Annotated in this window: 19 protein-coding genes; 10 read left to right on the top strand and 9 right to left on the bottom strand. The window is 55.2% G+C overall.

All coding sequences use genetic code 11. From position 1 onward, the window contains the following. Nucleotides 1-1636 precede the first annotated feature (1636 nt). Nucleotides 1637-5068, top strand: a complete 3432-nt coding sequence (locus PL640_RS20865; RefSeq protein WP_271363370.1) for a PIN domain-containing protein — start codon at nucleotides 1637-1639, stop codon at nucleotides 5066-5068. 207 nt (nucleotides 5069-5275) lie between these two features. On the opposite strand, the gene PL640_RS20860 is transcribed toward PL640_RS20865, so the two are convergent. Then, complete coding sequence (locus PL640_RS20860; protein ID WP_271363369.1) at nucleotides 5276-5527, bottom strand: ribbon-helix-helix domain-containing protein; 252 nt, start codon at nucleotides 5525-5527, stop codon at nucleotides 5276-5278. A gap of 187 nt (nucleotides 5528-5714) precedes the next feature. Between PL640_RS20860 and PL640_RS20855 the strand changes: the two genes are divergently transcribed. After that, nucleotides 5715-6080, top strand: a complete 366-nt coding sequence (locus PL640_RS20855; RefSeq protein WP_271363368.1) for a hypothetical protein — start codon at nucleotides 5715-5717, stop codon at nucleotides 6078-6080. A gap of 127 nt (nucleotides 6081-6207) precedes the next feature. On the opposite strand, the gene PL640_RS20850 is transcribed toward PL640_RS20855, so the two are convergent. Both PL640_RS20850 and PL640_RS20845 read right to left on the bottom strand, forming a co-directional pair. Further along, nucleotides 6208-6954, bottom strand: coding sequence for a BPL-N domain-containing protein (locus PL640_RS20850; protein WP_271363367.1), 747 nt, complete (start codon nucleotides 6952-6954; stop codon nucleotides 6208-6210). Between the two features lie 106 nt (nucleotides 6955-7060). Continuing rightward, nucleotides 7061-8515, bottom strand: a complete 1455-nt coding sequence (locus tag PL640_RS20845) for a hypothetical protein (protein ID WP_271363365.1) — start codon at nucleotides 8513-8515, stop codon at nucleotides 7061-7063. A gap of 322 nt (nucleotides 8516-8837) precedes the next feature. Here PL640_RS20845 and PL640_RS20840 point away from each other — a divergent pair, with 322 nt between their 5' ends. The 3 genes from PL640_RS20840 to PL640_RS20830 are packed head-to-tail and all read left to right on the top strand — an operon-like array spanning nucleotide 8838 to nucleotide 11314. Next, nucleotides 8838-9293, top strand: coding sequence for a PepSY domain-containing protein (locus PL640_RS20840; RefSeq protein WP_269702956.1), 456 nt, complete (start codon nucleotides 8838-8840; stop codon nucleotides 9291-9293). A 3-nt stretch (nucleotides 9294-9296) separates the two neighbouring features. Next, complete coding sequence (locus PL640_RS20835) at nucleotides 9297-9962, top strand: response regulator transcription factor (RefSeq protein ID WP_142843027.1); 666 nt, start codon at nucleotides 9297-9299, stop codon at nucleotides 9960-9962. Next, on the top strand, nucleotides 9959-11314 hold the full coding sequence (locus tag PL640_RS20830; protein WP_271363364.1) for a sensor histidine kinase: 1356 nt from the start codon (nucleotides 9959-9961) through the stop codon (nucleotides 11312-11314). The genes PL640_RS20835 and PL640_RS20830 overlap by 4 nt, the downstream gene beginning before the upstream one ends. Before the next feature lie 621 nt (nucleotides 11315-11935). On the opposite strand, the gene PL640_RS20825 is transcribed toward PL640_RS20830, so the two are convergent. The 4 genes from PL640_RS20825 to PL640_RS20810 all read right to left on the bottom strand — a co-directional run bounded on the left by PL640_RS20825 (nucleotide 11936) and on the right by PL640_RS20810 (nucleotide 16853). After that, complete coding sequence (locus tag PL640_RS20825; protein WP_271363363.1) at nucleotides 11936-12898, bottom strand: hypothetical protein; 963 nt, start codon at nucleotides 12896-12898, stop codon at nucleotides 11936-11938. Nucleotides 12899-12979: 81 nt separating this feature from the next. Further along, nucleotides 12980-14665 (bottom strand): ABC transporter permease, encoded by a 1686-nt coding sequence (locus PL640_RS20820; RefSeq protein ID WP_271363361.1) that lies wholly within the window; start codon nucleotides 14663-14665, stop codon nucleotides 12980-12982. Continuing rightward, complete coding sequence (locus PL640_RS20815; RefSeq protein ID WP_271363359.1) at nucleotides 14662-15747, bottom strand: ABC transporter ATP-binding protein; 1086 nt, start codon at nucleotides 15745-15747, stop codon at nucleotides 14662-14664. The genes PL640_RS20820 and PL640_RS20815 overlap by 4 nt, the downstream gene beginning before the upstream one ends. Before the next feature lie 113 nt (nucleotides 15748-15860). Further along, nucleotides 15861-16853 (bottom strand): ABC transporter substrate-binding protein, encoded by a 993-nt coding sequence (locus PL640_RS20810; RefSeq protein WP_271363358.1) that lies wholly within the window; start codon nucleotides 16851-16853, stop codon nucleotides 15861-15863. A 291-nt stretch (nucleotides 16854-17144) separates the two neighbouring features. Between PL640_RS20810 and PL640_RS20805 the strand changes: the two genes are divergently transcribed. Beyond that, nucleotides 17145-18278 (top strand): ROK family transcriptional regulator, encoded by a 1134-nt coding sequence (locus tag PL640_RS20805; RefSeq protein WP_142843074.1) that lies wholly within the window; start codon nucleotides 17145-17147, stop codon nucleotides 18276-18278. 408 nt (nucleotides 18279-18686) lie between these two features. On the opposite strand, the gene PL640_RS20800 is transcribed toward PL640_RS20805, so the two are convergent. Both PL640_RS20800 and PL640_RS20795 read right to left on the bottom strand, forming a co-directional pair. Beyond that, entirely contained in the window at nucleotides 18687-19610 is a 924-nt protein-coding gene (locus PL640_RS20800; protein WP_271363355.1) for an SRPBCC family protein, read from the bottom strand. Next, nucleotides 19607-19948, bottom strand: coding sequence for an ArsR/SmtB family transcription factor (locus PL640_RS20795; protein ID WP_271363353.1), 342 nt, complete (start codon nucleotides 19946-19948; stop codon nucleotides 19607-19609). The genes PL640_RS20800 and PL640_RS20795 overlap by 4 nt, the downstream gene beginning before the upstream one ends. Nucleotides 19949-20235: 287 nt before the next feature. Between PL640_RS20795 and PL640_RS20790 the strand changes: the two genes are divergently transcribed. From PL640_RS20790 to PL640_RS20775, 4 genes are all read left to right on the top strand, one after another. Beyond that, nucleotides 20236-20454, top strand: a complete 219-nt coding sequence (locus PL640_RS20790) for a hypothetical protein (protein ID WP_046800490.1) — start codon at nucleotides 20236-20238, stop codon at nucleotides 20452-20454. 46 nt (nucleotides 20455-20500) lie between these two features. Next, on the top strand, nucleotides 20501-20905 hold the full coding sequence (locus PL640_RS20785; RefSeq protein ID WP_271363351.1) for a hypothetical protein: 405 nt from the start codon (nucleotides 20501-20503) through the stop codon (nucleotides 20903-20905). Between the two features lie 321 nt (nucleotides 20906-21226). Then, complete coding sequence (locus tag PL640_RS20780; RefSeq protein WP_142843081.1) at nucleotides 21227-22120, top strand: DMT family transporter; 894 nt, start codon at nucleotides 21227-21229, stop codon at nucleotides 22118-22120. 153 nt (nucleotides 22121-22273) lie between these two features. After that, nucleotides 22274-24283, top strand: coding sequence for a hypothetical protein (locus tag PL640_RS20775; protein ID WP_271363350.1), 2010 nt, complete (start codon nucleotides 22274-22276; stop codon nucleotides 24281-24283). Nucleotides 24284-24511 lie beyond the last annotated feature (228 nt).

Here is a 24511-nt window from a genome sequence, read left to right as displayed (position 1 = left end):
TGGTGCGGAGGTCAAGTTTGAGTGATGATCGATCACAATAACAATATCATGATATTGTTATTGTGATCGATCATCACTCAAACTTGACCTCCGCACCAATCAATTCCATCTCACTCATATAGTTTCCGCGCATAATCATTCTCTCCAGCATATCGGCATTTTCAACATAAAAATCATATATTTACGCGTTATCGTCCCGCAATCCGCAAATTGCAGGCCGTAAAAGCAAGATTCTGGTCGCGGATTTTCATCCGCCTTCAAGTATACATATATAATTCAACGTGGCATATATTTTGTATGCTTCTGCATATATATCAATATAAATATATGTTTATGGATTCCTTCCCTATCGAAGGGCCTCTTCATCTCGGCTTCCAAATTCGAATTCTTCTTATGGTTGTGTAAATGTTGCTTCTTGCACCGACGATTCATAATCTTCGCCACCCTTCGCCTCATCAGGACTGTATCTGCACGAGTTGCAAGAACGTACGTTTCATAGAAACCCATTTGAACACACCTTTCCTACCACGCGACGCAGTTGCGACCGTGTCTTGAGCTTCATCTCTTTTCCCATCAGCCTTTCAGTTCAATGGGCATTGCAACGGGGCACTGAAAATTGCCACCTGGGGAAATAAAGACACTTATCAGTGCCCCGCATCAGCGATTAATGCCTAGCAAAGCCAGCCCTTCAGCCAATGATCTTGAGAGAAATAGAAGGCCCACCACAAACCAAATCTATCTCTTCTCCGTTCACTGCCAGAGGACTCTCACTGGCATATCCCGAAACATGAGAGCGACGTCTCCTCTCAAAGCCGGATGCTAATTCATCGTTAAACCGAAATGTCTCCCGGTTCATCCAAGAACAGGAGCATTATAGGTCAAGGATCGAGGACGGGGATAAACGGGGAGGTAAAAATATTGAGAAGCCCAAAAGGAAAAGAGACTCGGAAAATTGTCAGTTGATATGGTGTTCATTATCTTCATCTTTCCATTTGAAATCTGAAGCTTCGCGGACATACGCTACTACCCCGCCCTATGCCCCTATGCTGTAGTACCGATTCGCAAACGATGATCATTAGGCTTGCTGAAAGAAAAACACGCCGCATATCCAGTACTACCCTACGGGAAACGAGCTCCCCGAAAAAGCTTTGATACCCTCACGCAAAAAAAAAATTTCATTTCCCGAATACGCCATAAGGTTGTGGATAAGTATGCCTAGAAAGCCAAGAACCCCACGGCGTGGTTATATATGCGGCAAGAGTCTATTGCTTTGTTCCATTGCAGCGCTGACACTGAATACAAGTGGAACCTGAGTTTGGCGAAAATTAAAGAGAAACATTATGCTTGAAGAGGCTTCTTGGATTGCAACTATCGTAGGAGTTTTAATTACTTTACTTGGTCTTATATGGGCAGGGAAAACAATCTCGAATAGGATCAACACAAAGCAGAATGCAAGAATTTCAGGCCAAAATAACACCGTTAACCAGTCGTCAAAGGTCGGCACAGACAAGTAATTGGTATCGAATTGGGTCTTTTATCCTTAATCTCGGCTATTTTACCAAAATATCGCTCTAATGTTCAGTCCGCAAATATAAGTGGAGATAACAATAGCGTCGAGCAGCACATACATTTCAATATGGATGCTGGGGACAATGTAACCCGTGAGTGGTTGGCTCAAGCAATACCAAGACCTACTCAGAAAACTCAAATTTACGATAATCCAGCTGGTGAAGATTTTGCTGAGAAAGACGAAATCAAGAGAATTGTCGAGTATAGGAAAATAGCTACTGATGGAGATAGCGAAACCGCTCTGAAATTACTTGAAAATTTACGATCAGACGAGCGGTACGCGGATGGCCATGTAGCATTTAGACTGAACTTCAATATAGGAATAATTCAGGAAAATATCGGCGAAGTGGCGGCCGCGACTGTGTCGCTCCGAAAAGCCTACACCTACGCTGTCGACAACAAAAAAGCGCAGACGGGCTTAGCACTTGCTGACCTAAATGATGGGAATTATGACGCAGCTTTTGAGCGAGCTAAGGGACTTATAGAACAACAAGGCGACCACCAAAGCCTAGCCGTGGTCATAGCATTTCACGCAGCGGCAAGACTTGGTGCAGCGTTTGATGTTTCGGGTTATTCACTTCAAGAGCCTTACAATCACGATGTCGTGGCGGCTAGTCTTGAGTATACTCGCGTTGTTCAACCAGATGATTATTCCAAAGCGCTCAACGACACTTATGAGGCGCATCCGACAAATAGGAACGTCGCTTTGATGTGGGCCCAAGCCGTTCTCGATGACGTTCAACAGAACCAAGCTTTTCTTCTTGGTGCGAAAGTTCCAGAAGCATTCAACGACCAGCTTTCGAAGAGCGCCCACATCCTTCGTGATGATCTCGAATCGGCTCTGAAGCGTCGGCCGCCCAATAAGCTTCTTTTACCGTCGCAAGCCAACAATGCTGCGGTCGCACTTCGTTTGGCGGGTAACGTGGCCGATGCAGCTAAGTTACTAGACAAGGCGCTTGACGACTACCCTTGGATAGCACCTGACTTAGCGCAGATACGGGGCGTTTTGTTTTTGCAAGAAGATAAGGACCACGACGCCTTTCAACTTATCGAACCTTTCCACGAAATACCCGAACTGCAGGTAATGGCTTCGGAAATTGAAGCTAAAATGGGGAACTATACCGAAGCCCTCAATCGCGTTAACGAAGCCCTCAAGAAAACCATACCAGCTGGGCTGCGTACCACTGCACTTCTTACTAAGGCTCGAATAGCCATAAATTCATCCAACCGAGCAGCTGCCGACGAAGCCATAGAAGAGCTAGCCGTTGAAAGTACCTCCTCGCTTGAACTCGTCTTAATTCGATCAACTTATAGTCGCGTATTTGAATTGCTCTCGGAGCAAGACGAGATTGAGCAGCTTCCAATAATCGAAAAAGACAAAACGGAGAGTGATCGTAAACTTCTTGCGTCGCTCGGCGAAGCCAAGGAATGGGATTTTTCGACCATCCTACGCGCTGCGGAAGAACTATTGGCGCGGGGATACTATCGCGAGTGTACGGCACTTCTGGAAGGCAAGGTTAGCTTTAGCAAGGAGAGCCCGGCTCTACAAACCCTTTGCGATGCTTGTGTGAGAGGCGGGTTAGGTACTACCGCGAAGGAGATCGTTGAAAATCTAGCTCCGGATGTAAAAAATTCGGTTTTCGGCTGGAAGTTCATTGCCAATGCTAGCTATCTGCACGGAGAAGTTTCGAAGGCCGTTCCGGTCACCCGGAAGCTGTTCGAAAATAACAATAAGTCGATCAGCGCGCTTGAATGGTATGTTCAACCCCTCTTACGTCTGAATAATAGAAGTCGGGTTTGTCGCATAGTCGCGGAGCTAAAAGACGACGAGTTAGTAGGCACCCTCAGTGAAAAACGAGATTATGTTAAACTACTCGTGTTTTGCGGCGAAATTAATCGTGCAAGATCCTACGCTTACCAACTCTTTTGCGAGAACAGGAACGACCATCGGGCATGGATGGCGTTAAGTTCTAGCGTCCTAGCATTTGGTAGACCACCTGAAACGAGTGATGACCTACACCTCTCAAAAGTGGATACAAACGCGGCTTTCGAAGTACAGCGTGAAGATGGAAGCAGTAAAACCTATATCCTAGAGGAGGATAAAAAGCTTTTTCTACTTCGGGATGAAAACATTCCGCTTGATCATCCAATCGCGAAGGCCGCCATGGGGAAGCAGGAAGGTGAAACCTTCATTTGGCCTTTTGCGAAGGATGAAGAGACTGCGAAAATTAAGAGTATAAAACATAAGGCTTTAGACGCATTTCACCATATTGTAATACGCTTTGAAGAACAGTTCCCGGAAGCAGCGGGCTTCAAATCCGTAGCCATAGCTCCAGGACAAGAAGGTGGCCTTGATGAAATGAAAGCGCTGCTCCAGCAGCGCGCGGAGTACTCCCATCAGAAAGCAAAAGAGTATCAAGATGGATCATATCCGCTATCAATTCTAGGTTTCCACCTTGGAATTGACCCGATAGATGCTTTTCTTGGTCTTAAGCGAGAGTGCAACGTTTCTCCTAAAGTCTCATCTTGCTTCGAAGTTGACCAAGACAATGCCGATTCCGCGCTTAAGCGGGCTCGTGAGGGTGGCATTATTGCTGATCCCGTCTCTTGTTATCTATTAAGACGGCTAGGAATAGAGAGGAGTACTGAAGAAGAATTCGGGAAAATCGGCGTAACACAAAATACAATCGATATATTCGCTGAACGGCTTCAAGAAGCCGAGCAATCGAGCTTTTTCGAGGCAGAAGACGGAACAAAGCGATCATCCACAATTGCGGTACGCGATGGCAGTCTCGTCATCTCTGACAGCACTGAAGAAGAAGTTAAATCCAGAATCGAGTTATTGCGATCAGACTTGAACTGGCTGCAACACGATTGCTTATTGCTGCCTACCATTGCAAAGGCCGACCCGAGCGATGAGATCATAAAGTTTCGGAACCGAGACGGTGGCCGGTTCTTCGACGATATCTTCGCTGCAGATGGCTCAGACCGCCTCTTGCTGTCGGATGATTTTCATCTTCGTCAGTGGGCTACGGGGCTTTTCGGCGTTCAGACTGCATGGATTCAGGCTCTGTTGTTTCATTTAGAGGACGCTGGCCGGATTGATACTAAAATGGTGGTTCGGAGCACAATTCATCTAAGTGGAGTTGGAGAAGAGGCCCTCAGCCTAAATACCACACGGTTGGTAGCAGCAGTTCTTATGCTAAGTGCCGGGGAACTGGACGATGCCGAATTCGACTTATATTGCGCGCTGTTAGGCCAATCGGGTGCTGAAATGCGATCGCATATTCCTGTGGCAGTCTCGGCGATCAAGGAGATTTGGACGCGTCATACTTTAACGCAATACCGAGGAAAGGCGACGAGCGTAATACTTCGTAAATTAGTGCGCAACCAACGCGAGAATTACAAGGTGGTTCTGGACGCGGTTCGACGCTTGGTGCGCGATAAAGATATTGTTGAGTACGTGGACGGTTGGCGGACAGGACACTTTCTCGCCTAATGCGATGGCTTCAATTGTACAGTTGCTTGTTGCAGCATGTTGTCGGCCAATGTCGCCGAAGCGGTGGTTGTGGCAGAAGCAATGCGAATGTACGTTGTAGCCACGCATATAGGTCTCAGTCTGCCCTTCGCCCAGCATCCACGGTATCGAGCCAGATTTTACTCCTATGCGGCGTAGGCAGGCGTACAAACGCAATAAGCCGTCTAACTAGCGACGCGTGTTTCGGCCGATTACATCCTCAGCAGAGACGGCTATAAACTCGCTATCATCTGCGCGCATGGCAGGAGCCAGTTCCTTTTGCAAGGCATCCCATTCCTCGTTACGGGTTTGCAGGTCACGCCCGATAAGCGCTCGAATATATTCGCCCGCATTCTCATAAAAACCATCATCACCAATCCGCTGCTGGATATGGTCTTGCAGCGCACCGCTGACTTTGACGTGAATGCTGCCTGACGCCAAGACGTTTCCTTTCGCACTCCGCAACTATGGAAAGCGTAGCATATATCGTCAATATTCACAGCGTGCCGGCAACGCGTGCTTCCTTGGTCGATCGTGACCGCCACAGGTCAAATCGCTATATCGTTTACTTTGCCGACCGGTTGAAATATTTCTAGTCTAACGAGAATACTCGAATGAGGATCAGGAATTGAAAGTCATCACAGGAACCGGATCTGCCGCAGCTGCCCTACTTTTTTCGAGCTCTGTCGCCTTTGCCGCACCGACATATCTCAGCTGTGAATTTGCAACTTCGAAGGGAACCACTCAGGTGTTCAATTTCGCTCTCGACGAAGCCGCCGGGACATTTGGAGTTTATGTCCCGGCTTCTGGAAGTCAGAGAATGGAAAAGGGCACCTTTGCCGGTGGTAAGGCGAGCCTGAATGAAGGCTCGGTGGCATGGGAGATCGACATCGCGAAAGGTTCAGTCATTCGGGATAAGCGCATGGTGGGCGAGAAGGACAGCGGGACCTGCAAGACGATCTCGCACGCGCAGAGCGGCTTTGAAGAGGAATAGCCGATCCGCACAAGAGGCCGGTATCGAGACGTTTACAGGGCGCAGAGGGCCTAACGTGCCATCAGGCCAACATCACCGGTAGATCGCCATCCTGCCTCGCAGGGTATCCTCCACGATACGGCCCACATCATTTGTGAAGCTCGCCCATAACGGAGCGGAACACGCTTTGATCCGGCATCTTGCTGATTGGTATGCCTGCTTCCCGAAACCACGATGTATCCGCCTCCGGATGAGGCCCCGTCAGCACGACGACACCTTTGCCGAAACGGTAACGAGCAGCGGCAATATCGCCATTCTGATACGTAGCAATCTTCTTGAACCCGCTGCGGTCTTTCGGCTCAGGCATATACGGCCCGTCCTGAAAGAAGACGGTCTGTTCTTTACCGCTCCACCTTGTCGACACCGCCGTGCTTATGATCGAATTTACCGGAAAGCCGGGCCGCCCGACCTCGGATTCCAGCTCGTCATCGATCAATCCTATGCCCGAACCGCTTGCGAGATAGGCTCCCATGCACGAGCCGAAAAAGCCGCCTCCTGCCTTAACAAACCTGCGGATGGCCTCAACCCGTTGATCACCAAGGCTTTCAAATGCGGCTGGAATATCCTGTCCCCCGCCCGGCTGGACGTATATGTCATATTTTGAAAGCGTCTCGTCGCGAATATCGATCCGCTCCTTCGCGCCGACGTAATCGACCCGATACTCAGGTCCGAGCGCCATAATCGATTGACGCATCGTTTCAGAACAATCCTCGCAACTGGCCGGCCCGCGGTAAACCGCAACCCGAACGATGCCTTCCTTTGCGTTTGAAGAAGAAACCACCCCGGTGGTGGCAGCGATAACGGTGAGTGCCGCGGTCATGGTTTTGATGATCATGTCTTATCTCGCTTATCTGGCGCGGGTTGGCCGAGGGAAGAGGCGCAGCTGGCAGGAACTGGAACACAGCTTATGAGGCGCGCAACGCGCCGAGGCTCAGCGTGGATCATGGTCTGGTATTCACCATGGGGTCCTCGTCCGGGCCTTGATCGTCCGGCGCAGGAGCAACGCTTGCCCCGCCCGCATCCTCATTGGACGGCCATGTATCAGATGTTGAATGATCGGGCAGCGTCCAGTCCTCACGATCCTCCCGCTTGTCCTCATGGTGTGGCGAAGTGCCGTCTGTGGCAGGATCGAAAGCGCCCCTCTCCGCAGCATCAGGTTGTTGTTCCAGCGGAGACGGAACCACAGGCGGCGGGTTGTCCTGATCGCCAGGAGTAGCGGGATCCTGATCCTTCAGGCGGCTGTCGATCGGGACTTCAGGGCCTTGATCGGGAGCCTCTGCCGACGGAGGAACAGCGTTGTTTCTGAACTCATCAACCGGCGGAGCAGCCAGGGTCTGGTCTGTGGAAACGTCTTCCACGCTGAAGTTCACATCCTGTGGAACTGGCGCGACGGCGACATCCGACAAATCTTCCTCGGGCATCGTCTGGTAGATATTCGTCGTCTCGTTCGTGACGTTGTATATCGTTTCATAAGTGACGTTCTGGAAGATTTCGGGGCGGCTTTCGGTCATGATCGGAGCAGAAATGATCACGGGTTCGCTGTAATAGCTGTCAGCAACGCCTTGGTAATACCCGTCATAATATCCGTCCCAGTAACTGTCGATTGACCGGTCGCTTTCAAAATCGACGATCCTTACATAATAGCCTGGATAATACTCCCTCGTGGTGAGTGAGAGAGCTGCGAAGGAGCCGGACAGGACCGTCAGTGTGAACGAAAGACGCTGGTAGTCGTATCCACCTGCAGGCGCGCGCTGCGCTATCGCAATTTCACGCCGCATCCTGATAACCTCAGTGCGAAGAGCTGCGTTGTCGGCGACCTCGTCCTCCAACTGCTGCATTCTATACGACAAGTCGGCAACTTTTCGTTTGAGCGCTTTCACATCCGATGCATTTGCATTTGTCGCAAATCCCTTATGTTTTGCGAGAACGAAACGGCTTGAATATTCCGCCCAGGCCGCATTGAAGCGCTGGAGAGCTCTCGTCGCCCCGTCGCATTTGGCTGATGACAGGGAGTAACGCGTCTGCAGATTACCGACTGCATGGGACAGCGCCTTGGTGGCCCGCGAAATGCGCGCGGGTTCACGCGATGCAATTGCCGCTTCAAGGCCCTGCACAGACCGCGTCGCCTCCGTGAGGGCAGCGAGCACCGCCACGCCACTGCGACGCCGTTTCTCGCCCTTCGCTTCGCTGAACGAAAAAGCGATTTCCCCCAGAGAGGCGCGCATGTCTCCAAGAAGGGCCGGCGCGTTCATCCGGACGGGTGAGCCGGCAACCGCTCGCACTGACGAGAGCGAAACGACGGCGGTTGCCAAGACAGTCTGCTGGACCATGGGACTAACCGTAAGCGCCGCGAAAACCGGGAGGAGCGACACAAGTTTCATTTTGTTTTCAGGCATTTTCAAATCTCTCATACCTATTGTATGTCATCGCAGGAGCGCGCAATCCGTATATGTCCGGTCACGGCACCTTAAGGGTCCGTCCACGGACCAACCGGGCGGATTTCGTGTGGCCAGGATCGTGAGCGCAATCATCCAGAAGATGGCAACAAACACGGCGGCTGGAAGTAGGCGCAAGAACATCGGTGAACCTCACTGAACCTGACGAGCCAAAACGCGTCAGGCAGTGATATATTCGACTGGACCTGACAGCCCCTTGAAGCCGTTGTCAGCGAATTGTCATCTTCAATCGTCTAAAGATGCTGCGACCAAGGAGGTCCATGTGAAACCCACCAAGCCAAAGCGATGCGTCCGATACTCCGTCGTGCTGGCGTTGATGCTCTCCACCGTGGTCCATGCGCGCGCCTATGCTGAAGATGACACGGGCGCAGGCGCTGAAAGCGAGACCTCCTCCGAGACCGAAAGCGACGATGGCGTGGCCGAGGGCGTCTATAATGGCAGCGACGCTGCCAGCTCTATGCGCGGCTTTTCCAACGAGATCGAAGATTACGAACAGCAGGATCAAGGGGGCCCAAATGGTCTTCAGGGGCAAAATATCCTTTCGCTCGACAGCATTGCGGCAAAAACCCAGGCGCTCACGGACGGCCGCATTCTGGACGCTGAGCTCAAGCCGCGCCGCAACGGCCTCAGATACGAACTCAAAGTCCTGGAAAATGACGACCGGTTGCGACGATACTCCTTCGACGCGCATAACGGCCGTCTCATCGGAGTGAAGTGAACCATGCGCGTTCTCATCGCCGAAGATGATAAACGGATCGCTCAGTCTCTCTCGATTGCGCTTGCGGCTGCCGGTTTCGTGACAGAGATCTCGCTTGATGGCGAGGACGCCTGGTTTCGAGGCGAAACCGAGGCATTTGATGCCGTCATCTTAGATCTCGGCCTTCCAGGCCTCGACGGACTGACCATTCTCAAGCGATGGCGCCGCGACGGCAGGGCTGCGCCGGTTCTCATCCTGACAGCCCGCGGAGACTGGAGCGAACGGGTCGAAGGTATCGAATCCGGTGCAGATGATTATGTCGTGAAGCCTTTCAGGATGGAGGAAGTCGTGGCGCGTATCCGGGCGCTGGTGAGGCGCGCAGCCGGGTTTTCCTCGCCGAACATCACGATAGGCCGCTACACCCTGGACACGCGGCTGAAACAGGTCTCGATCGGAGGATTGCCCGTCGCACTCTCTCCCCAGGAATACCGCCTGTTAGCCTTCATGGCGCATAGGCCGGGGAAGGTCGTTTCCCAGCTGGAAATCACGGAACATCTCTATGCACAGGATGATGACCGCCTGTCCAACGCCGTCGAGGTGCTGGTCGGACGGCTTCGCCGCCGACTGGGCGCCGATATCATCATTACACGCAGAGGTTTGGGATATCTCCTGGGCGGCGATGCCGCATGAAATCACGATCGCTGAAATCCCGCATGATCGTGGCCGGCGCGGTGTGGATTTTTTTCGCGCTCATACTTGCCGGTTCTGCAATATCCTATCTGTTCATTGAAAATGTCGAAAAGGGAGTTCGGTCCGATCTCAGCGCGACACTCTCGCGGCTCGTTGCCATCATCGACCTTGATGCGCGGCAAGATCGGCCCCGTCTGACACGACAACTGCCCGACCCGAGATATGAAACCCCGTTTAGCGGCGTTTACTGGCAGATCACCGACATGGACAATCAAAAGGCGCTGCGCTCTCGCTCTTTGTGGGATAAAAATCTCGAGACGGAGGTGAGCACCGACGGCGAGCATTTCGCCAGTATTGACGGCCCGGCAGGCCAATCCCTGCTGGCGCTGTCGTTGACGACGCGCTTCAAGGCCAGGGACATTGAACGTCACTATCAGATCGTCGTCGCACTGGACCGTTCCATCCTCGACGAAACCATTCACAAATTTGCATGGGAAATGACCGCGGCGCTCGCCGTACTCGGTGCGTCGCTTGTCCTTGCCGCCCTGTTGCAGGTTCATTTCGGCCTCCTGCCGTTCCGGCAGTTGAAGAGTGAAGTCGAGATCATCCGCAAGGGCGCCGCCACCTCGCTGGAGAGCGAATATCCGACAGAGGTGTATCCGCTTGTTGCCGAAGTGAACGAACTGTTGAAACTGCAGGAAACATCAATCGAATTTGCACGGGCGCGCGCTTCCGATCTTGCTCACGGATTGAAGACGCCCCTCTCCGTCCTTGTGACGGTTGCCGAGGACCTCAGACGCCGCGGCGAAACGTCCGCCGCGTCTGTCCTGTTCGATCTGTCCGACGAAATGAACAGTCGGGTGGACTATCAGCTCAAATTGTCGAAACTCCGACAGAGAGCACGGCTGCACACATTGCGGGCTCCGCTTGGGTCGATCGTCAGCCGGGCCGTCGCCGTTCTCAAGAAAACCAAAGAAGGCGAGCAACTGAACTGGCAGATCGACATGGCGCAGAACATCGATGTCGATATCGATGAAAACGATCTCGTCGAACTGGTCGGCGTCGTCTTGGAAAACGCAGCAAAGTGGGCCAGCTCGACGGTGCGGGTGTCAGCATCAAGGCGGAAGGACGTCGCAGAGCTGCGCATCTTTGATGACGGGCCGGGTATCGGCCAGTCCCACCTCAAGCTCATTGGGAAACGCGGCCAGCGCTTCGATGAAAGCGTTGGCGGGTCTGGACTTGGCCTGGCGATTGCAACGGAAATTCTCGCGATAAACCACGGTTCGATCCTCTTCGAAGGCGAGCAGGGCATGGGAACCCTTGTAATCGTGAGGCTTCCCCTAGCCGTGTGATCTCGACAAATCTGCAACGACTTGATGTTCACCTGAAGGGATATTCAGCGACAAGGGAGCACTAAAATTACCGACCAGCCGGCCTAGTGCCATTCAGGAGTTTGTCGACTTCAGCAGCGCTGGATCTGGATAGCCGAACTTCTTCAGCAAACAGCGGCCAGCGGTCTACGGCCGCTCGAACCTGTTCGACAACTTCCCGGCCATCCGGATCTGAAATCGAGGCCCCTCTGGAGACTGCCGAAAGGTGAGTCACGTCCTCAGATCGTCGGACGTGACATCATGATCGTTTGTTTACTGCGTCTTTGTTTCGAGGGCCTTCACAATGGCCTCACCGAATGCCCTGGCCGAGTCGAGAATGTTGGGCTCCTCATTGAGTTAATGCCAAATTGGCATGGAGTATGTTGTTGCCGGTTGAACATCGATACATTTTCAACTTTGGCTTCAGCTTGGTCTCCAGTCCTAAATAAACCGGGCACGGGGGAGAACAAACCTTCAGCTTCTTGCTCCTTGCAGGCACAGCATGGCCATCTCTTTCAGCAAGCATCTCAGGCTGGCTGACCGCGAATGACGCCGACATCGATACGCGATGTCGGCCGGCTCACATGAGGTTCGTAAACTGGACTACCCTTGAACCAGGTTGAGGCAAATGACGGTCCTGTCATCGCTGAATTCCGCCGTTGTCGAACCTTTGACGGACGGATACTCACGCAGCTTGTGAAAATCCGCCGCTTCGACACGCGCGAATTCCGCTTCCCAGGCCGTAACATCCGTCCCCGCCGGCAGGGACAAATAGCCGTCGGAGAATATTTCAACGCTAGAGAGTCCGTCTTTAGCGATGCGAAGGTCAACCGTCCCCTCGTGCATGACGGTTCCGCCATTCACCGAGGCGTAACCCAGTACATGCCCATGCCGGTTTGCGAATTGCGGCTGAACACGGATTCCACCCATCAGGAATTCCTCGACCGTTTCGATGTTATTCTCGAGACCGCTCATGCCCGCTGCGGCAATGACGACATTTTCCGCTTCCCGCGCCGTCATGATGCCGCTTGCGACGGCCGAACGCAGGCCTGAGAAGATCGTCGCGCGTGTGCGCGCCTCGGCCGCATCACCATCACCGATGGCGGCAAGAAGCTGTTTGAACACGAATATACGCGCCGAAGTGCTTACCGTATCGATCAGTTTTGTGTGCTGAAACAGACGGGTGCCGTTGATCCTGACGCCGGAATCGCCGGCAAGCAGCAGGCGGAAGCTGTCGCCCATATCCGCCACGATCGCCAGGGTGGTCGATGGCGGATGGCCGGCATTGATACGCTGCGCCTCCTTTTTAAGAATATCGCTGATATTCTGAAAAAGCGCGAGCGCGGCGAGCGTTTCCAACCTGCCGTCAAGGCTCATCTCAGCAACGGCATTGGCGGCGGCAAGGGCTGCGATGCGGCCGGAACTAAGCCCGCTGTAACTTGCTCCGGTCGGATCGGTCGCGCCGTCGAAAACGGCCAGAACCCGTCCGGGAATGAGAAGTGCCACATCGTCCCCCGGCTTTGCGGCGTTCTTGTATTTCGATTGCGAAAAGCTCGCGATATTCATCTTTCTTGTGTCCTTGCAGAGGGAGGCTGGCGGCGACACATGGGTCGCCGCTGCTGCAGTTTTGAATGATATTTGATGGTTTCAGACGAAAGAGGCTTCCTTGTCTTCCGAAAGCCGGAAGACGACGAAGACGCAAAGTCCGGTGCTGACGAGAAGTAAGGTGGAAAGTGCCGCGGCCGTGCCGAACTCGCCGTCAATCACCTGAATATAGATCAGGACGGGCATCGTGATCGTCCGCGCCGTGTAGAGGATCAGCGTCGAGGACAATTCGTTGATGGCGGTGATGAAGCTCATTAAGGAACCGATGATGAGCCCGGGCAACATCAGCGGCACCGTCACCGATATGAACGTCTTCGCCGGCGAAGCGCCGAGATTGACCGCGGCCTCCTCGATGGACGGCTTGATCTGCCGCAGGATCGAGGTCGTGGAGCGCACGCCGTAAGGCAGGCGGCGGATAAACACCAGCAGGATGATGAGGAGTGCCGTGCCGGTAATGTCAAAAGGCGGATAACGGAACGTCGTGACATAGCCAATCGCCATGACGACGCCGGGTATCAGGTAGGGAACCATCAGCAGAAGATCGAGCGAGCCTGATACTGCATTGTCCCGCCTGACCACGATGAAAGAGAGCAGGCCGGAAACGATGGCGATCAACACCACAGCGGCAAGCGCAAAGGTGAAGCTGTTGGCAATCGCCTGCGGTGAATCGCGAAGAATGCGGGCATAGCTGTCCAACCCGAAGCCGCCTGTGAAGACGGGACCGTTTGTTGCGAGGAACGATGTGTAGATGACCGTAAGGGACGGCAGCATGGCGACAAAGATGACCAGATAGCAGAAACCGTGCACGATGAAAGATTTCAGCGGGCGCATGGAGCGCTTTACCGGCCGATTGGTCAATGAGCTGGCATAACGGCGCTTGGCGAGAATGTGCCGCTGCAACAGAAGTGCGGCCATGGAAATGGCGATCATCACCATGGAAATCGTGACTGCCATGGTCGGTGTGCCGGCCATTTCGGAGGTATATTGCGCATAGGCGATGGTCGAGAGCGTCCTGATGCCCTTGCCGAGGATTGCCGGCGTTCCGAAGTCTGCAATGGACAATACGAAGCAGATGATCGCGCCGGTGCTGACTGCCGGAAAGACCAGCGGCAAGGTGATCTTGCGGAACCGTTGGAACGCCGTGCAGCCGAGGTTTTCCGCCGCATCCTCATAGGATTTGTTGATGGTGTTCAGCGCATTTTCCGTCATCAGGAAGATATAGGGAAAGAACTTCAGGCTGAAGACCATGACGATACCCGGTATCCCGTAGATGGTCGGCAGTGAAATGCCGGCGAAAGACAGGAGATTGGTGACCGCACCGTTGGCGCCGAACAGCATGATCCAGGCATAGGCGCCGATGAAGGGCGGCGCGCACAGAACCAGCACAGCAAAGGTGGCAATGAAGGTGCGGCCCTTGATGCGGTATCGCGACGTGCAGAAGGCAAGCGGAATACCGAGCAGGCAGGCCCCCAACATGCCGAGCACGCCGATGACGAGCGTATTCCACAATGCCACGGTATAAAAACGCCGCGTCAGCACCTGAACATAGTTGCCGAAACCGAAAGCACCCGTCTTGGCATCGAAGAAACTGATGAAGAATACGCTGAAGATCGGCAGGATCAAAAAGATCGCCAGCATGACAACGGCAAATGCCGTCACGCTGGTCCAGAAGCCCGGCAGTCTCAGGCGGAAGCCGCCCGTGGTTACGGTTGCGGTCACATCCGTCATGACAGGCGCTCCCCGGTAACGCCCTCACCGAAGAGCTTGGTATCACCCGCAGACCAGGAGAACACCGTTTTCTGGCCGGGCTGAAGGGCGATGATATCGGGCGACGGCTTGGTGATTGCCTCGATTTCCTCTCCCGACGACAGCACTGCGGCAACATTCATCTCGCGGCCGGTGAAGCTGACCTGCCTTATGGCGACAGGCAATTCGATGCGGTCTTCATCTTCGTTCGCAGGCGAGCCAACGGTAATCGCTTCGGGACGGATGGCGGCAACGACCGTTCGTTGCGGCGCAATGGCATCGACCTGTGGCAGCCCCACCCTGTGCCCGGAAATGGATGTCAGGCCACCCGAACGATCCAGCGTCAGGAAGTTGTTTGCCCCCACGAAGGAGGCGACGAAACGGTTGGCGGGGTTGTTATAGACTTCCCAGGGCGCTGCAGCCTGCTGGATGACGCCGCCATACATCACACAGACCAGATCGGACATGGCAAGCGCCTCCTCCTGATCATGGGTCACATAAACCGTGGTAATGTTCATGGCCTGCTGAATTTCGCGCAACTCGCGCCGCAGATCGACGCGCAGTTTGGCATCGAGGTTGGATAGTGGCTCGTCCATCAACAGCACTTTCGGATTGATGACGAGCGCTCGCGCCAGACCGACGCGCTGCTGCTGACCGCCGGATAATTCATGCGGCATGCGCTTGGCGTAGGGAGCGAGCTGCACGATATCGAGAATCTTGCCGACACGTTCACGAATCTCGGCGGAAGACGCCTTGCGCTGCTTCAAACCGAAGGCGATGTTGTCGAAGACGGAAATATGCGGAAAGACCGCATAATCCTGAAAAACCATGCCGACATCGCGCTTATGTGCGGGCACATGCTCGATCGCCTGTCTTTCGATACTGATACTGCCGCTGTCCTGCTGGTGAAAACCGGCAATCGTGCGCAGGAGGGTCGTCTTGCCGCATCCGCTCGGACCGAGAAGCGTAAAGAACGATCCCGAGGGGATGGAGATATTGATGTCGGAAAGGGCAACGACATCCCGGTAGCTCTTTTTTATGCTGGTAATTTCCACAGTGGCCATGTGCTGCTCCATGACAGATCCTGCACGGCCGGTGACCACGCTGGACAAACGAAAAGCGAATTGTGAATGGGATAAAGGGGGACGCCGCTTCTGCGCCGCCCCCGGCAATTATCTTACTGAACGTCGAGCAATGTCTCGTTCCACTTTTCCATCAGGCGCGCGCGATTGTCCGCAGCCCATTTGAAATCGTATTTCGCGTCTGGAACATCGGAAAGCGGAACGAGTGCCGGATTGGCGGGAACATCGGTTCGAACCGAACGACGACCTGCCTTCACCACGATTTCCTGCGCTTCCCTGGAGACGATGAAATCGATGAAGGCCCTGCCATTGCCGGCATTCGGCGCTCCCTTCACGAGCGCCATGCCGTCAGGCGCGATTGCCGTACCCTCTTTCGGATAAACGATTTCGACCGGCGCGCTGCCAAGCTTGTAGCGCAGCGCGGCATCTTCCAGCGTAATGCCAACGGCCTGTTCGCCATCGTTGACGAAACGCGGCACCGCGCCTGAAGAGGTGGAAAGAACCGAGTTGCCGAGGATACCGGTATAAATTTCCCAGCCTTTTTCCTCGCTGTCGAAATCCTGCAATACCGTTGCCATCTGAATATAGGCCGATCCGGACTGATCGGCGCGGGCCGACGAAATCAGGCCCTTATATTCCGGCTTTGCGAGATCGGCCCAGGATGTCGGAACGGGAGCGCCTTTCAGGGCCTCCTTATTAACGATAAAGGCCGTGACGACAGCCGTGAAAGGCACCCAGTTCGCGCTCGGTGAGAAGGCAGGGTTGATCGACGCAGCCTCAACCGGCTTGTATGGCTCGAAAAGGTCGGCGGAGAAATCGATGACCGTCCCATCGACGCTCCAGATCACATCGCCCGCCGCCTTGCCGCTCTCCGCCTTGATGCGGTTCATCAGCTCCCCGGACCCGGCTTTGACAAGCTCAACCTTGGTGCCGGTTTTCTTTTCGAACATGGGCAATAACTCGTCCATGAGCTGCTGCGGGGCAGCGGAATAGACCACGACGGTACCTTCGGCATGAGCGAAAGCCGCGCTGGCAAGGAAAGTGGCGCCCGCAAAAAGGCGCGCGAAAATAGTGCATGATTGACGCATGAGGGGTCTCCGTTTTTTTGTTCCCTGACAGTCCGGCCCTGCGACATGATTTCTTTTTGGTTTTGCCTGTCGCCACCCGCTGTCTGTTATTTATTTTCTTTACGTAAATTAATTAGTCAAGCCGAAATTTATTTCGAATATAAAAATAAAATATCCGATTGAAAAAGCACAATTCTTTATGATTTTCATTCACGGGCCTCCGATCTCTACGGCGGATTTTCCGGCAAAGCGCGGTGTACAATCGCGTAATTTTCGCTAATCATCCGGCATGATTTCTCGCGGGAGACTTTTTTGATCGATCTCGGCTACAACGAGCGGCGTCTGCTCGAGATTTTGCGCGGTAAGGGAGGCATGTCGCGTATCGAACTGGCGCGCGAGATGGATGTTTCCGCACCGACCCTTACTCGCCTGACCGCCAATCTTCTGGAATCCGGCCTCATCGTCGAAGCGGAGGAAGCCCGCAATGACGGTAAACGGGGCAAACCCTCCACCGCCATCGAGATCAATCCGAACGGGCTTTTCACGCTGGGGGTCTACTTCAATCCAGACGATCTGCGTGTCTGCGTGGCCGATCTCAACGGCACGATAAGGCAAGAAATCAGGTCGGAACTGGAGGGGCACAGTTTTGAGCATATCATGGAGATGGCCGAGGCGTCCGCCCGGCAAGTGCTTGAAAAAGCGAAGATACGAAAGAAAGATGTGCTGGGCTGCGGCATCAGCTTTCCCGGCCATTTCAGGCGGGATCGCGGCCATGTCTTCCGTATCAAGCAGTTCGAAAGCTGGCGCGACATCGACGTCGACAAGGACTTCCAGCCCTATTTCGACTTCCCGGTCTTTCACGAAAATGACGGCAATACCGTCATTCTTTCCGAGCTCTATTATGGCGCAGGCCGCAATATCCGCAATTTCGCGATGATCTGGCTGACATATGGCATTGGTGGCGCCGTGGTGGTGCAGCGTCATCTCTATCGCGGCACCAATGGCAATGCCGGCGAGTTCGGCGGACTGTTTCCAAAATCCCATCCCCGCCCCTCGGGACAGGACCTGTGCGACACTCTGGCTGCTCAGGGCATCGGCATTCGACGCCTGAAAGACATTGACGAAAGTTATGCCGACCATCCTGCCGTGGCATCCTGGCTGGAACGGGCAACGGATCAGCTTCGCCTTCTTTCATTGACGGTCGCCCGCACGATGGATCCGGCAGCCATTATTTTCGGTGGATCGCTGCCGGACTGGATTCTCGAACATATCGTGCGGCGTATCGGTTCGCTGGACATACTCGGCGAAGATTTTTTCGTCGAGCCGCCGGAAATACGCAAATCAATCATGAGCGACTCGCCTCATCTCGGCGCCGCCAGCATACCGATCTACCGCGCCATCACGCCCAGCTATTATTCCGGGCGGGCGCTGAAAGGCTGGGCATGACACGCCATGGCCACCAGAGCGTTCTCCTCTATTGGTCTGCGTGTTGATGACAGGGGGCGCCGTTACCTGGATATACGCCGCCGGAATTCCTCCGTACCCGCTGATTGTCAGGCACGGCCAGGTTCATATCGACGGGCTGCCCGGCGAGGAAAAGATGGACGATCCCGCCGATTTTCCCGACCGGTGGTCGATGGGAGCGTATGATGCATCTCTCCATGCCGGCGAGCGTGAAGATCGACATATACCGCCATGGCGCTCGCGAGCGGATAAGACTGATCACTGAGGCGATCGAGAAACCGCGTTAGTGCGGTTCGCGACCGCAGGCCGCGATGGAAACGCATGGTGCCACTGGCAGATAGACCGCCGACATCACGAGGCCTGGCATATGATGCTGCTGGCCCGGTACATTTACAGCGCCTTGGCGAAACGCTCCAGTTTGCCCAGCGTTTGCTGACCCAGCTCCACGGCACCGAAGCCCTTCGCTTGCTGGAACTCGGCTTCCGTGCTGAAAACCATGCCCAGCACAACTTTCGTCGCGCCATCCTGATCTTCGAAGGAGGCCCAGGCATCGGCATGTTTTGGCCCGTTTTCGCCCCACAGCAGCGTATAGGCGAGCCTCTCTTCGGGGCGGACCTCGACATAACGATGGTGGTTCGGGAAGACTGTGCCGTCGGGGCCGATCATGTCGAATACCCATTCGCCGCCGGTTCGCAGGTCAATCCTCTTCGTGCGGCAGGAAAATCCTTCAGGACCCCACCATTGCGGCAGCGTCTTTTCGTTCATCCAGGCCTTCCAGACGATGTCTCGCGGCACCTTTATCACTCGTTCCAGCACCATGGTTCGACCGGCCACACTGGCCAGATTGTTGAGACCCGCGCTGAAACCCTGTTGATAACCATCCCGCATATCCTCGGCCAGCGAGGAAAGCTGAACCGTTACGGTCAAGCGGCTACGCTCTTCCACAGCCTGAAAATCGGCAGTGACCAGCGCTGCCGACTGCGTTACGCCGCCGGAGGACACCACCTCGTAATTCACGCTGCGACGGGCCGGCTGCAACTCCAGCCAGCCGCATTCACAGCGAATATCCGGCTGGCCGGCGACCTTGCAGAGGGAAACTTCGCGGCCGCCCACCCTGCTGTCCGCCTCCAGGAACTCCACGGTGACCGCGGGCGTGGGAGAAGCCCACACCGCCCGGGCGGCGGGTGACAGCCAGACCTGCCAGAGCGCTGATGGCGGAACGGCAATTTCCCGTTCGAAACTCAGCGTCGCAAAACGGTCCTGTGTCACATGCGGTTCGGCGCGCGCGCCTTCCTGATCCGGCTTCGTCGTCATTTTGAATCCTCCTTCATGGCCTGCATTGCAAATGCCTCCAACCGGTCAAGCCGGCTCTCCCACATCGCCCGCTGCTCATCGAGCCACGTGCGTACCGGCTCCAGCGCTTCCGGCACGATCGCGCAGGTGCGCACCCGCCCATCCTTGGACGTGACAATCAGCCCCGCCTCCTCCAGCACGGAAAGATGCCGCATAACCGTGGGCAGACGCAGCCCCGTGGGAGCGGACAGCTCCATGACCGGTGCCGGCCCTCCGCCAAGCCGCGCCAGAATTGCCCGCCGCGTCGGATCGGCAAGAGCCTGGAAGATCAGTGATAACTCGGGATAATGCTTAGTCATGTTGCTAACTATCACGTTCCACTGGGACGCCGCAAGGGAAACTTAGTAAATCAACTAAGTTTTCGTTTGTGGAGTGGTGCAGGGAATGAGGCGCCTAAGGCGTCGCCTCGGCGTTTCGTTCATGTAACCGAGCCTTTAGTCTCTCCAGCGCCTGACGATCGGCAGCCGACAGCAGATGCAACTATCGAGCCGGAAATTAGCCATCAAAAGTTGCAGAAAAGGATTGACTCTCTTGGCTGTGTGAGTGAGCCTTGCCCGGAAAAAGACGGGGAAAATATCAAATCATCATGTCACCAGAACGCTTTAATCAATGCCTGCGGGTCATCCGCTGGACGCCGATCAATATTGCGTCCGCCCTGCAATGTGAGCTTTCGTGGATCGAGGCACTGGAGGCGGGCAATGAAGAGGTTCCCGCCGGTCTGGCCACATGGCTTGAAACGCTTGCACAGGCCCATGAGGCTCTTCCGCCTCCATCAACTTACCGAGGAAAACGGTCGGCATTCTGATGCGGCCGATAGCTCTCAATCTTCATCAACAACTGGATTGTTCGAAATGAAATATGTCATAGCAGCTCTTGGCCTGATCAGCTTCTCAAGCCCTGCCCTTGCGGCCTCCTGCGAGAAGAACTTCGCTGTCTCCGGCGTGCCGATGGTGACGGCTGTCTCTTACAAATCATGGCAGGAATTGCCGAAGGCAAAAGCGCCCGCCGTGCTTCAAAAGCTCGCTCAGGCTGTGGCAGCGGAAGGTTTTTCCGGCATCCAGATCAACAAGGCGCTGTCCTCGATCGATGCGCACCAGGAGACCAGCGGCAGCGGCAGAATTCAGACGCTGCGGGTTGTGGCCCGGCAGAAAGGCGCCGGCGTGCGGATCGACGCTGTTTTCAACATTCAGGCAGGACAGATTGCGGACAAGAACGTCATCCGCGAAGGCATTTGCAATATCATCAACGGCGTGTGAAGCGCTGTAGATAAGACTGTCCATTCGACGGAGCGGGCCAGCCGCTTCGTCTGCACCGGCCGTGGCGTGACGGCCGCTTCTGCGGGTGGCAACAGGAAGCAGCCTCAGGCCTCACCATTCATTCGCTGTCTCTATGACGATGGACACCGACATCGGAAATGGCACGCCACCGGCTGACCCGGCACGGGCGGTGAGCCAGGCGCTGCTCCACGCTGTTTATGACGATGCTTATGGTATGGCGGGCGAACCCGGAATCTGCGATGGGTGCAGGCAGGGATAGTGTCCGTGGCCGCAAGCACGCCATGAAGCGACGGGGAAAAAATGCCGATTTATGAACTGGCTGCCGTGGGCGCCGCAACCTGCTGGGCGATGACCGGACTTCTGGCGGCACGTCCGGCGGGGCATCTGGGAGCGCTCGCCTTCAACAGGACACGGCAGCTTTTTGTCGCTTCCCTGCTCGGGGTCTATGTCCTCGCTTCGGGAACCTGGCGGGAACTGCAGCCCGAGGCGCTGTCGGCGCTTCTGCTATCCGGTTTCATCGGCATCTTCGTTGGCGATACGCTGCTGTTCACCTGCCTCAATCGGGTGGGGCCACGCCGCTCGGGAATCCTGTTTGCCCTCAACGCCCCAATTGCCGCGCTGCTGGGATGGGCGGTGCTTGGCGAGGAGCTTTCGGTAACAACGGTCACCGGCATAGGCCTGACGCTGTGCGGTGTTCTGCTCGCAATTCTCTTCGGCAAGCGCAAGGCGCAGCTGCACGAATGGGAAAGAGTGAAGGGACCACTCTGGCTCGGCGTGCTCCTCGGCTTGCTGGCCGCGCTCAGTCAGGCCGTCGGCTCGCTGATCGCAAGACCCGTCATGGCGAGCGGGATCGATCCAATTACCGCTTCGATGCTGCGCGTTGGGATCGCGGCAGTCTGCCTGACGGCGCTCACCATGCTGCCCATCAAAGCAGTGCGGCCGAACGGCCCGCTGACGATGAACATTTTCCTGCAGACGGCGCTCACCGGCATCATCGCCCTTGCCTTCGGCATGACCCTGCTTCTTTTCGCACTTTCCGGCGGCAAGATCGGCATCGTCTCGACACTGTCTGCAACAACGCCCGTCATCATCCTGCCATTGCTCTGGCTGAGAACCCGGGAATTGCCGGCACCCGGCGCATGGGCCGGGGCAGCACTGGTCGTGGCCGGCATGGCGCTGATGTTCTGGAAGTGACCGAAGCCTTCAAAAGCGCCGCAGATGACGCCGCTCGCGCCACGATCTACCACTGCAAATAATGTCGAGCTGTTCCGGTGGCACACTTGCGCGGCAACTTTCGCGTGTCTAAAAGACGCGCAAAGTTAATTCGCATTACAGAGGACCAACTTCGTGGAACAGGTAAACACTCCAGTCGGCAAGGGCCGGCGCAAGGCTTTATGGGCAGCGGTTGCGGTTATTGCCATCGCGGCTGCAGGTGTCATCGGTGGTAAAGCCTTCTACGAAGCAAAGGTCGACGAGCTGATTGCCCGCAGCGGCGCAACCGCCCGTTCCGTGGACGTCGATTTTCTCGGACAAATCCATATTCGCGAGCTGACCCTGCCGCTTGAAGACGGCAAGAAAATCCAGATCGCAGCTATCGACGGGCGTCCCAAACTTCCTTTCCTGGACGGCGCGCTCGATATGAATGGCATCGACATTGACGTGCCGACCGGCAAGATCTCCATGGCGCATGCCCGTGTCGAGAACGCCGCTTTCAAGAAAGTGGAAACGGCATCTGGCGATGGCAGTGCAAACTCCCTGTCCCGGCGCATGGAGCGCTTCGCAGCGACGCGCATTTCCACGCCTGAACTGACATTCACCCAATCTATCGCCGACACCGAGCAGAAGACCGTTTACAACAACGCGGCTCTGCTTGATATCGCCGATGGCCGGGTCGCCCGCTATACGATCGACAATGCCAGCTATGACATCAAGATGGCTCTGCCGGACAGCACTGGCACGATGGAAAAGAAGCACATGGTCGTCTCGACGGGTGCAATAACCGGCCAGGACTTCGACGCCGCCTATCTTGCAAGGCTCTATACGGAAAAAGCCGGGCCCGAAGACAAGGACGCAAAACCTCTTTACGGACCACTCTCCGTCAGCAAGATTTCCTTCTCCGACGGTGACGGTCAGTTCAGCTACGACGAAATACGCAGCGACGGCTTTACCGCTCGCATGCCGGCCGAGCCGCTGCTGGAAACCCTGAAGGCGCTGACGACAACCCAGAATGCCGATGAGCTTTCACCACAGGAGCGCCAGGCATTTTTCGGCAAGGTCGTGTCCATTCTGGACATGATGGGCAAGAGCAACATGCAGCTGCTGGGCTTCAAGGTCGACGCGCCTGATCAAAGCGAAGGGGCGGAGGGCAAGCGGGTCAAGGCGACCATCGAGCGCATCGACATGCAGATGGACAGCCGCAAGCTCGATTTCGGCCTGAACGGCATGTCGATTGGCGATGGCGACGGCAAGATCGAGGTCGCGGAAGCAAGCCTCAAGGGCTTTGACTGGAGTTCCACAATCGAAGGTCTCTCCCAGATCGTCGGTTTCGATGAAACGAAAATCGAGACTTTCCCGTTCAATCGGCTGATCCCGGAACTCGGCAAGGTGCGTGTCGGTGGCATCAACGTTGATATCGCCGCTCCGGAAAAGACCGATGAAGAGGCAACAGGCACGCCTGAGCGCATCAAGTTCACGCTCAAGAATTTCGAGATGGGCCTGACCAAACCCTTCAATGGCATCCCGACCGATATCGAAATCAGGCAGGAGGACCTTTCCCTGCCCATCCCGGCGGATTCGACGGAGGAAGTTTTTGTTGAAGCGCGCAAACTGGGTCTGGAGTCACTCGCCTTGTCTTACGCCCTCGCCGCTGGCTGGGACGAACCAAACAAAAACCTGCTGATCCGCGAAGTTTCGCTCAGCAGCAAGGATATGGGCAGTGTCAATTTCTCCGGTCTGGTAAGCGGCTTTACGGAAGAGTTTTTCTCCTTCGACCTTGGTCGCGCCCAGGCTGCGCTTTTCGGGCTTGCCGGTCGTGAGGTGAAATTCACGATCAAGGACGAAGGCATGATGGCCAAGGCGATCAAGCTTTATGCCCTGCAGAACGAGATGACCGAGGATCAGGTGCGTGGCACTTTGACGTTGGTTGCCAACGTGATGCTGCAGCAGGTGGCCGCCGAACAACCGAAACTCCAGGATGCGGTGAACGCACTCGTCCAGTTCATCAACACGCCGGGAACCTTGACCGTCACGGTCAAATCAACGGGCCCAAATGGCCTTGGCCTTTTTGATCTTGCTGCAGCCTCCGATAATCCGATGCTTCTCCTCGACAAGGTCGATATTCAGGCAACGGCGGAATAAGCCGGCCTACCAGCCGCCAGTTATCTCAAGCTCAGTTATCTGAGCCTGAGATAACCTGAACATACATCCTGCCGCCCCATTTGCGGGGCGGCAAGTTGGAATTTCGAACAGAATTTTTACAAGCTTATTTAATTAGTTACTCCGAAAATCGAAAGTCAGACATTAACAGCAATCCCGGATGGAAGCCTGAATATCCCGGTCGCATTAGCCGCGCGACACAAAACCGGC

The organism is Agrobacterium sp. ST15.16.024 (assembly GCF_027956545.1).
GTDB lineage: Bacteria > Pseudomonadota > Alphaproteobacteria > Rhizobiales > Rhizobiaceae > Agrobacterium > Agrobacterium cucumeris.
Note: the sequence above shows the minus strand (reverse complement) of the source record. Positions and strands in the feature narration are given on the sequence as shown.